This is a genomic window from Streptacidiphilus anmyonensis (assembly GCF_000787855.1).
Taxonomy (GTDB): Bacteria; Actinomycetota; Actinomycetes; order Streptomycetales; family Streptomycetaceae; genus Streptacidiphilus; species Streptacidiphilus anmyonensis.
This window is the reverse complement of sequence record NZ_BBPQ01000051.1, coordinates 50918-60014: the sequence shown is the minus strand read 5'-3', so window position 1 is coordinate 60014 and position 9097 is coordinate 50918. Positions and strand designations below refer to the sequence as shown.

The 9097-nt window shown below is 75.7% G+C and carries 10 protein-coding genes; 7 read left to right on the top strand and 3 right to left on the bottom strand.

Annotated features, from left to right (window positions below; all coding sequences use genetic code 11):
• The first annotated feature begins 157 nt into the window (after nt 1-157).
• Nucleotides 158-592, top strand: a complete 435-nt coding sequence (locus tag TR50_RS31050) for a DUF6325 family protein (protein WP_236654661.1) — start codon at nt 158-160, stop codon at nt 590-592.
• A gap of 27 nt (nt 593-619) precedes the next feature.
• On the top strand, nt 620-883 hold the full coding sequence (locus tag TR50_RS31045) for an SHOCT domain-containing protein (protein ID WP_042429773.1): 264 nt from the start codon (nt 620-622) through the stop codon (nt 881-883).
• A 58-nt stretch (nt 884-941) separates the two neighbouring features.
• Here the strand turns inward: TR50_RS31045 and TR50_RS31040 are convergent, their stop codons facing one another.
• Nucleotides 942-1226, bottom strand: coding sequence for a hypothetical protein (locus tag TR50_RS31040; protein WP_042429821.1), 285 nt, complete (start codon nt 1224-1226; stop codon nt 942-944).
• Nucleotides 1227-1454: 228 nt separating this feature from the next.
• Between TR50_RS31040 and hrpB the strand changes: the two genes are divergently transcribed.
• The gene (gene hrpB, locus TR50_RS31035; RefSeq protein ID WP_042429770.1) at nt 1455-4118 is read left to right on the top strand and encodes an ATP-dependent helicase HrpB; all 2664 of its coding nucleotides are present in this window, start codon (nt 1455-1457) and stop codon (nt 4116-4118) included.
• A gap of 73 nt (nt 4119-4191) precedes the next feature.
• Here the strand turns inward: hrpB and TR50_RS43085 are convergent, their stop codons facing one another.
• Nucleotides 4192-5181, bottom strand: a complete 990-nt coding sequence (locus TR50_RS43085) for a quinone oxidoreductase family protein (RefSeq protein WP_052441564.1) — start codon at nt 5179-5181, stop codon at nt 4192-4194.
• 120 nt (nt 5182-5301) lie between these two features.
• Between TR50_RS43085 and TR50_RS31025 the strand changes: the two genes are divergently transcribed.
• Nucleotides 5302-5865: a TetR/AcrR family transcriptional regulator gene (locus TR50_RS31025; RefSeq protein WP_042429767.1), complete on the top strand. Its 564-nt coding sequence runs from the start codon at nt 5302-5304 to the stop codon at nt 5863-5865.
• A 55-nt stretch (nt 5866-5920) separates the two neighbouring features.
• Nucleotides 5921-6790, top strand: a complete 870-nt coding sequence (locus tag TR50_RS31020) for a class II glutamine amidotransferase (protein WP_042429765.1) — start codon at nt 5921-5923, stop codon at nt 6788-6790.
• A gap of 117 nt (nt 6791-6907) precedes the next feature.
• Here TR50_RS31020 and TR50_RS31015 read toward each other — a convergent pair whose 3' ends face one another.
• Nucleotides 6908-7645: an ArsR/SmtB family transcription factor gene (locus TR50_RS31015; protein WP_042429763.1), complete on the bottom strand. Its 738-nt coding sequence runs from the start codon at nt 7643-7645 to the stop codon at nt 6908-6910.
• A 65-nt stretch (nt 7646-7710) separates the two neighbouring features.
• Between TR50_RS31015 and TR50_RS31010 the strand changes: the two genes are divergently transcribed.
• The gene (locus TR50_RS31010) at nt 7711-8667 is read left to right on the top strand and encodes a cytochrome P450 family protein (RefSeq protein ID WP_052441562.1); all 957 of its coding nucleotides are present in this window, start codon (nt 7711-7713) and stop codon (nt 8665-8667) included.
• The coding region (locus TR50_RS31005) for an isocitrate lyase/phosphoenolpyruvate mutase family protein (RefSeq protein WP_174514876.1) at nt 8664-9097 on the top strand (434 nt) is incomplete at its 3' end. The genes TR50_RS31010 and TR50_RS31005, both read left to right, overlap by 4 nt.

Below are 9097 nucleotides of genomic sequence, written 5' to 3'. Positions count from 1 at the left end.
GAGCACCAAGCCGGGTGTGATGATGGAAGCACCTTGCACGGAGCGGTGGCCGAGCTCAGCCGGCACCCGGAGGACCGAGAGGGCGCGGGCGACGACAGGGCCGAGGCGAGGCTCCGGTGGCGTCCACATCCCCGCGCGGAAGCCTGGAGGCGCCCCAATGAACGAGGACACGCTGGGACTCGTCGACTACCTGGCCGTGGAGTTCCCGGCGGGACGTATGACAGGCGACGGGTTCGACCTCCTGGCGCAGCTGGTCCAGAGCGGCACGTTGCGGGTGCTCGACCTCGAGTTCGTCGCGAAAGCCGCCGACGGAAGCGTCCACAAGGTCCCGCTCGGCGAGGTCGAGCACGGGTCGGACATCGACGTCACGCGGTGGCAGGGGCTGTCTTCCGGGCTGCTGGACCGGGCGGACGTCGAAGAAGTCGGCGCCAGCCTCGAAGCAGGGAGCCTCGCGGGCATCCTCGTCTACGAGAACCTGTGGTCGGTCGCTCTGCTGGACGCGATGGACCGGAGCGGCGCCCGCCTCATCGGCCAGGGCCGCATTGTTCCGCAGGACCTGCTCGACCAGCTGGACAGCACCGAATCCAGCTGAACCGATCTTGAAGTCGGGACGTCTGCCATGGGATTGATCAAGACTGCGGTGAAGACCGCCGTGGCGGTGAAGACCGCCCACGTGGTGCACGAGCGCATCCAGCGGCGTCAGCAGACGGAGGGCGGCCCTGCGGGTGTGGAGCCGACCTCACCGCCGCCGGCGTCCTCGGGGGCGGAGGCGTCCGCCCCCGACCGGCTGAGCCAACTGGAACGGCTGGCCGGCCTGAGATCGGCAGGCGCTCTCTCGGATGCGGAGTTCGAACAGGAGAAAGCGCGCATCCTCCAGGGCTGACGCGGTGACACCGCCCACGTCTCGCCGATCTCGGCATCGGGCCTGCTGTGCTGCGTCCTTACCGCCGCTCGAAGTGGTGGTGCACCTCGGTCAGCTGCGGCGGCGCCTTCGGCTCAGGGAAGCCCAACTCGGCCGCGACCGGCATCAACCGCTGCATGAACGCCTCGAACGTGGCGCGCGACTCCCACAGGTCGACCACGTGCAGGCCGGCGCTGGTGAGGACCGCGCTGTGGAAGAGCACGCCGTCCGGGGGCCGGCCGGCACGCGTGCCCGCCCGCCTGTCGAGCTCGTCGTACTGCTCCGCGGTCACGCCGGGAAAGTCGATCTCCATCAGAACTGCCATGACGGGCCTTCCTCTCATCGGGTGCCCGGCCAGCACAGCAGCGACCAGGGCAGTCCGCGCGCCACAGGGGCCGTTCGGGTGGGTGACCGTCCGTCGCAGATCGATGAGCTGTCCCTTGCGGAGCACGGTGACGTCCGTGTCGTCGTCCACCCCGTCCACCCCGTCCACCCCGTCCAGACCGGATCGGCGGGTTGGCCGTGGCCTGGGCGGATCGGGGAGACTGCCCGGGTGAACCCCGCCTGGCTGGACCTCCCCGTGCGCAGTGCCGTCCCCGCGCTCCGGCGTGCGCTGGAGGCGCGCGGAGCGGCTGTGCTCGCGGCTCCGCCCGGGACGGGGAAGACGACGCTGGTGCCGCTGGCGCTGGCCGGGTTGGTGGACGGGGGACCGGCGCGGCGGGTGCTGGTCGCGGAGCCGCGGCGGCTGGCGGTGCGGGCCGCGGCGCGGCGGATGGCGTGGCTGCTGGGCGAGCCGGTGGGGGAGCGGGTCGGGTTCACCGTGCGCGGCGAGCGGCGGGCCGGTCCGAAGACCGTGGTCGAGGTGGTCACCACCGGGGTGCTGTTGCAGCGGCTCCAGCGGGACCAGGAACTCGCCGGGGTGGACCTGGTGATGCTGGACGAGTGCCACGAGCGGCACCTCGACGCGGACACCGCCCTCGCCTTCCTGCTGGACGTGCGGGCCGCGCTGCGCCCCGAGCTCGAGGTGGTGTGCGCCTCGGCGACGTCCGACACCGCCGCCTGGGCCCGGCTCCTCGGAGGCGCCGGCGACGAGGCGGAGGGCCCGGCCCCGGTCGTCGAGGCGCACGGGATCCAGCACCCCGTGGAGGTGGTCTGGTCGCCGCCGCCCCGCCCCGTGCGGCCGCCGCAGGGCCTGCGCACGGACCCCGCCCTGCTGGAGCACGTCGCCGCGACCGTGCTGCGGGCGCTGGGCGAGCGCGACGGCGACGTGCTGTGCTTCCTCCCCGGCGCGGGCGAGATCGCCCGGACGGCCGGCCTGCTGGCCGGTCTCCGGGACAGCGTCGACGTCCTGCAACTGCACGGCCGGGCCGAACGCACCGTGCAGGACGCCGCCCTCGCCCCGGGCCCCCGCCGCAGGGTGGTGCTCTCGACCTCCGTCGCCGAGTCCTCGCTGACCGTGCCAGGGGTGCGCAGCGTCGTGGACTGCGGCCTGGCCAGGGAGCCGCGCACCGACCACGCCCGGGGGCTGGCCGGGCTGGTGACCGTCCGTTCCTCGCTGGCGACCGGACGGCAGCGGGCCGGCCGGGCGGGCCGGGAGGCGGCAGGCGCGGTCTACCGCTGCTGGGCGGAGGCCGAGGACGCGCTGGCCCGGGCCCTGCCCACGCCCGAGATCATGCAGGCCGACCTCACCTCCTTCGCCCTGCAGAGCGCCTGCTGGGGAGCCCCCGACGGACGCGGCCTCGCCCTGCCCGACGCGCCGCCCGCCGGCGCCATGGCCGCCGCGCGTACGACGCTGACCGCGCTCGGCGCGGTCGACGCCGAAGGCCGGGCCACCGCGCGCGGCGTCCGCATCGCCCGCACCGGTCTGCACCCTAGGCTTGGCCGAGCCCTGCTGGACGGCGCGCCCCTCGTCGGCGCGCGGCAGGCGGCCGAACTCGTGGCGCTGCTCTCCGAGGAGCCCCCGCGCGCGCTGGGGGAGGACCTCGCCGCCGTGCGCAGCGCGGTGCGCACGGGAGCCGACCCCTACGCGGCCCGCTGGCGCGAGGAGGTCCGGCGGCTGCGCCGCCATCCCGATGCGTCCGGTGCCCTCGGGGACTCCGATGCCGCCGATGCCTACGGCGTTCCCGACGCCGGGGACGTGGCACGGCAGGTCGACGAGGCCGAGGCGGCCGGGCTGATCGCGGGGCTGGCCTTCCCCGAGCGCATCGCCAAGGCGCGTGGACCCAGGGCGCAGCAGAAGCCCGAGTCCGGCGCGGCCAAGGGTGCCGGAGCCGCTGCCCGCACCGGGGCCGCCTACCTGATGGCCTCCGGCACCGCCGCCGCGACAGGCCCCGGCTCCGCCCTGTCCGGGGCGCAGTGGATCGCCGTGGCCGTCGCCGACCGCCCGGCCGGTTCGCCCTCGGCCCGGGTCCAGTTGGCCGCCGTCACCGACGAGGCCACCGCCCGCCGTTGCGCGGCACCCCTGCTGACGGACCGTGAGGAGGTCTGCTGGGCCGTGCCGCCGGGGACGCGACGCGGCGACGTGGCGGCCCGCCGGGTCGAGGCGCTCGGCGCGGTCGAGCTCGCCAGCGAGCCCCTCGCCGCGCCGGCCCCGGCGCTGCTGCGGGCGGCCCTGCTGGACGGGCTGGCCGCCGAGGGCGTCGGCGCGTTGCTGACCTGGTCAGCCGAGGCCACCGGCCTGCGGCAGCGGATGGCCTTCCTGCACCGCGTGATCGGCGACCCCTGGCCCGACGTCGACGACCGCTCGCTGCTCGACCGGGCCGAGGACTGGCTGGAGCCCGAGCTCTCCCGGGCCCGCCGCCGCGCCGACCTGGAACGCCTCCCCACCGCCACCGCGCTGGCCCGACTGCTGCCCTGGGCCTCCGGCGCGGCCGGACGCCTCGACGAACTGGCGCCCGAGCGGATCACCGTCCCCAGCGGCTCCAGGATCCGTGTCGACTACTCCGCCGACGCCGAGCGGCCCGTCCTCGCGGTCAAGCTCCAGGAGCTGTTCGGCTGGCAGGACGCCCCCCGCCTCGCGGACGGACGGGTGCCGCTGACGATCCATCTGCTGTCCCCAGCGGGACGCCCCGCCGCCGTCACGGCCGACCTCGCCTCCTTCTGGGGCGAGGGCTACCGTGCCGTCCGCGCCGAGCTCCGCGGCCGGTACCCCCGCCACCCCTGGCCGGAGGACCCCGCCTCGGCCGAGCCCACCCGCCGGGCGAACCCGCGTCGCTGACCCGGCGTCGACGCGAGTTTCCCGGTTTCCCGGCAGGACGGGACGGGCCGGCGGGCGGCTCGTGACCTGCGGCTCAGTTCAGGGGCGCAGGACGAGCTTGGCGCCGGGGGAGGCGGACTGGGCGGCCCAGACGTGCTCGACGTCGGCCAGGGGGTGCACGGAGAGCGTCGGGCGCAGGGCGCCGCGTGCGGCGAGTTCGGCGACCTCGCCGTAGGCGGCGGCGACCCGGGCGGCGGGCAGCGCGGTGGCGCTGAAGCCGGAGAGCCGCAGGTGGCGGTGGCGCAGTGCGGCCGCGTCGAGTTCGGCGGAAGCACCCGCCGCCTGGGCGAGGTTGACCCAGCGTCCGCCGGGGCGCAGGGCCGCCTGGGCCAGTCGGGGTGTGCGGGCCCCACAGCAGGTCGATGACGACGTCGACCGCGCCGCCGAAGCCGTTGACCGTCGCGGCGAGTGCCTCGGCGAGCGCGGCGGGGTCGCCTGCTGTCGGGACCTCGTCGACCAGCAGCGTGGCGTCCGCCGCCTCACCCAGCGCCTTGAGCCGGTCGGGATTGCGTCCGGCGGCCACTACGTGGTCGGCGCCGAGAGCGCGGGCCAGGTGCACCAGGGTCTGCCCGAGCGCACCGGTCGCGCCCAGGACCAGCACGGACTCGCCGGGCCGCAGCGCGGCCTCCTCGCGCAGGGCGAGCAGCGCGCTCACACCGACCACGCCGACCGCCGCGGCCAGGTCGTCGTCCAGCCCGTCCGGCAGCGGCAGGCAGGCGTCGTCGGGGACGGAGACGAGCTCGGCGAGGGTGCCGTCGACGAAGCCGCCCGGGACCGCGACGCGGACCCGGGTGCCCGGGGTGAGGGCACCGCCCGAGATCACGGTGCCTGCCGCCTCGATGCCGGGCACGAACGGGACCCTGGGCGTGCCGGCCGGATGGCCGCCCGAGGCGATGTGCAGGTCCACCGGGTTGAGCGCGGCCGCGGTCACGCGGACCAGCGTGTGGCCGGGACGGTCGACCGGATCCGGTCGCTCGCCGAGACGGGGTGCCTGTCCGAGCTGGTTCACGATCGCTGCGCGCATGGCGCTCTCCTCCGGATTGAATGACTGACCGGTCGGTCACCGTAGCGCACGCGGCCGCAGCGCCGCCAGCCCCAGCGCCGCCGGCCCCAGCGCTGCCGGAGGGGGTCGTAGACTCCCGGCATGACCTCCCGAGCCGCCGCCGCCGAGCGCACCCGAGAAGCCCTGCTGGAGGCCGGGCTGGAGATCGCGGGCCGCCACGGGCTCGCGGCGATGAGCGTGAACCGCGTCGTCGCCGCGGCGGGCGTGGCCAAGGGCACGTTCTACGTGCACTTTCCCGACCGGGGAGCCTTCCTTGGCGCCATGCACGGACGCTTCCACGCGCAGGTCGCCGCCGCCGTCGGCGAGGCGATGGCCGCGCTGCCGCCCGGACGGGAGCGGCTGCGCCGGGGCATGGAGACCTACCTGGACCTGTGCCTGCGTCACAACGGCGTCAAGGCGCTGCTGTTGGAGGCCCGCAACGACCCGGACCTGTCCGACCAGGTCGCCATGCGGTCGGAGACCTTCGTCGCGCAGGCCGAACCGGACCTGCGGGCCATGGGCTGGCCCGACCCGGTCTCGGCGGCGCGGCTGGTGGTCGCCATGTCGGCCGAACTCTCCGTCGCCGAGACCACCGGCGGCACCGAGGACACCGCAGGCCGCGCCACCCTCTGGACGTTCCTCGACCGGCTCGACCTCAGCCGCTGACCTCCCTATCGTGGGCCGTGTCGTGCGTTCGTCCCACCAGAGAGGTGGAGCCAGCATGTGCCGTCTGTTCGGACTGAGCAGTGCACCGCGCCGCACCCGCGCCACCTTCTGGCTGCTGGACGCGCCGGACAGCCTCAGCGACCAGAGCCACCGGGATCCCGACGGCACGGGGCTGGGCTTCTTCACCGCCGACGGGACGCCGCAGGTGCACAAGGCCCCTATCGCCGCCTACGAGGACCGCTCCTTCGCCGAAGAGGCCAGGAGCGTGGAGTCGGCGACCTTCGTCGCCCACATCCGTTTCGCCTCCACCGGGGCGCTGGAGGTCCGCAACACCCACCCCTTCGAACAGGACGGGCGGCTGTTCGCCCACAACGGCGTGATCGAGGACCTGCCCCGGCTCGACGCGCATCTCGGGCCGGACCGGTCGCTGGTCAAGGGGGACACCGACTCCGAGCGCTTCTTCGCGCTGATCACCCGTGAGACCGCCGCACGCGGAGGCGACGTCACCGCGGGCATCGAGGCGGCCGCGCGCTGGGCCGCGCAGAACCTGCCGATCTACGCCCTCAACATCATCCTCACCACCGCCGACCAGCTGTGGGCGCTGCGCTACCCCGACACCCACGACCTGTACGTGCTCCAGCGTCGCGCGGGCGGCCACCACGGCGACCGCCATCTCGACCACAGCGGCACCGCCGGACGCATCCGCGTCCACTCGTCGGACCTCACCCACCACGGTGCCACCGTGGTCGCCAGCGAGCGCATGGACGACCATCCCGACTGGCAGCTGATGGAGCCCGGAGAGCTCCTCCACGTCGGTCCCGACGGCGCCGCGACGCGTCGGGTCGTGCTGTCCGACGAGCCGGTGCACCGCCTCACCCTCGCCGACCTGCATCCGGCCGCGGCCGCCTCCCAGGCGTCCGCCTGATCCGACCGCCCTGATCGCCGGTCGACGCCGTGGCCCGCCATCTCACGCCACGCCACGTGATGCCATGCCATGTGATGCCACGCCTCGGCATGCCGTCTCACGCCATGCCACGCCACGTCAGGGCTCGGCAGGCGCCAGGTCGTCGAGGCTGATGTCGAACACGTCGCGCAACGCGTCCGCGCCGCCGGGCGTGACGCGCAGGGCGCGGCCGGTGCCGACGGGCAGGAGCCAGCCCGCGTCCATCGCGTGCGTGCGCAGCGCCGCGCCGAGGACGCCGGCGAGGTGGGGGCGGCGCTCGGTCCAGTCCAGGCAGCTGCGGACCAGCGGACGCCGTCCACGACCCGGCTGGTCGACGTCGACGTCGATGCCGATGCCCGCAAGCCAGGCGCGGCCAGGCCGGGTGACGGCCAGCCCGGCGTCGTCCGACACCACGCCGCGCGCCAGCAGGGAGTCGGCGACGGCGACGCCGAGACGTCCGGCCAGGTGGTCGTAGCAGGTCCGGGCGCGCGCCTCGGCGCTGCGACGGACGCTCTCGGTCAGGTTGCGCGGCGCGGGCGCGGTGGCGGCCGCGTCTCCCGGCTGCGCCGCCGCGAACGCCGCCAGTTCCTCGACCAGCGCGGCGGTGCCGGGACCCGCCAGCCGCAGGTAGCGGTGGCGGCCCTGCCGCTCCTCGACCAGCAGCCCGCCGGCGACGAGTCGGGACAGCTGCTCGCTCGCGGTCGACGCCACGACGCCCACATGGTGGGCCAGTTCCCCCGCGGTCCAGGCGCGTCCGTCCAGCAGGGCGAGGCAGATCGCGGCGCGGGTCGGATCGGCCAGCAGCCCGGCGAGCCGGGCGAGGGGTTGCGCGGACATGAGGCCATGATGCCCCGCCTACGGTTCGGCGGGGGCCGAAGTATCGCGCGCCTACCGTGGGACGCATGACGATCTCCGAGTCGGACGTCCGGCTCCCCTTGCGTCTCCGCCACGTCACCGCGTACGCCGACGCCCGGGCCGTGCTCGACGAGCCGCTGCTGGTCCCCGAACCCGCCGCCGACGCGGCGGAGGCGGCGGGCGCGCCGCTGGGCTCCCTGGCCTGGCTGCGCGCCACCGTGGCACGCTTCACCGGTGACGTCCCGACTCACGCCCGGCGTCGCGCGCAGGTCGAGGCGGAGCTGGACGCGCTGGACCCGCGCGAGCTGCGCAGCGCCGCCGCCGACTCCGCGGCCGCCGGCTCCGCCGTCGGCGCGGACGACCGGCACACCGTCGTGCGCATCCTCGCCGGGAAGCTGGGTCTGCCCGCCCCGGAGCTGACCGCGGACGCGGTCGTGACCGTCTCGGCAGGCTACTTCGGCGACGAGCTGACGCCCGCTCAGGCGGAGGCCGCCGACGAGGCCGTGGCGTCACTGCTCGCCAGGATCGCCAGGGCGGACGGCCCTAAGGCCGCCGCGCAGCGCATCGGACTGCTGGTGCAGGCGTGCGACGCCACCGCCCGGCTGGTCGAGCACGCCCGCCGCGCCGCCCGGGACGCGCCCATGCCCGGTGGCGTGGACGCCCTGCTCGCCCAGGTGCTGCGGCGGGACCCGCCGGTGACCACGCTGCGCCGCCGCGCCCTCGCCGACGTCCGCGTGGGCGCCACGGTGCTCCGGGCCGGGGACACCGTGCTCGTCGACGTGCCCGCCGCACAGCGGGACGCCGCGGGCGGTGCGGACGGGTCGGGCTTGCTCACCTTCGGCGCGGGACCGCACCGCTGTCCCGGCCAGGCCCAGGCGCTGGCGCTCGCCGCCGGACTGCTCGAGCGGGACTTCGGCGGAACCCCCGACACCGACACCGACTCCGGAATCGACACCGACACCGACACCGACGCCGACACCCACCAGCGCGAGGAGCGAGCATGAGCAGCACCGCCACCACCCGCACGGCCACCACCGCCGGTACCACCGCCGCCGACACCGTCGGCCGGGCCGGCGCCGACGCCTTCCGCGCACTGCACCACCGCCCCGGCGAGCTCCTGCTGCTGCCGAACGCCTGGGACCACGCCTCCGCCGCGTCGCTGGCCGCGGCAGGTTTCGCGGCCGTGGGCACCACCAGCCTGGGGGTCGCTGCCGCGGCAGGGCTGCCGGACGCGACAGGTGCCACCCGGGCGGAGACCCTCCGGCTCGCCCGCGTGATCGGGCGCGGCGCCTTCCTGCTGTCCGTCGACATCGAGGGCGGCTTCAGCGACGACCCCGGCGAGGTCGCGGCCCTCGCCGTGGAGCTCTCCGAGGCGGGCGCCGTCGGCGTCAACCTGGAGGACGGTCGCGCCGACGGCAGCCTCACCCCGCCGCA

Coding starts and splice junctions, on each gene's coding strand:
- TR50_RS31025 (WP_042429767.1), top strand. CDS start 5,302: ATGACCTCCCGAGCCGCCGCCGCCGAGCGCACCCGAGAAGCCCTGCTG.
- TR50_RS43085 (WP_052441564.1), bottom strand. CDS start 5,181: ATGCGCGCAGCGATCGTGAACCAGCTCGGACAGGCACCCCGTCTCGGC.
- TR50_RS31045 (WP_042429773.1), top strand. CDS start 620: ATGGGATTGATCAAGACTGCGGTGAAGACCGCCGTGGCGGTGAAGACC.
- TR50_RS31015 (WP_042429763.1), bottom strand. CDS start 7,645: ATGTCCGCGCAACCCCTCGCCCGGCTCGCCGGGCTGCTGGCCGATCCG.
- TR50_RS31040 (WP_042429821.1), bottom strand. CDS start 1,226: ATGGCAGTTCTGATGGAGATCGACTTTCCCGGCGTGACCGCGGAGCAG.
- TR50_RS31010 (WP_052441562.1), top strand. CDS start 7,711: ATGACGATCTCCGAGTCGGACGTCCGGCTCCCCTTGCGTCTCCGCCAC.
- TR50_RS31020 (WP_042429765.1), top strand. CDS start 5,921: ATGTGCCGTCTGTTCGGACTGAGCAGTGCACCGCGCCGCACCCGCGCC.
- TR50_RS31050 (WP_236654661.1), top strand. CDS start 158: ATGAACGAGGACACGCTGGGACTCGTCGACTACCTGGCCGTGGAGTTC.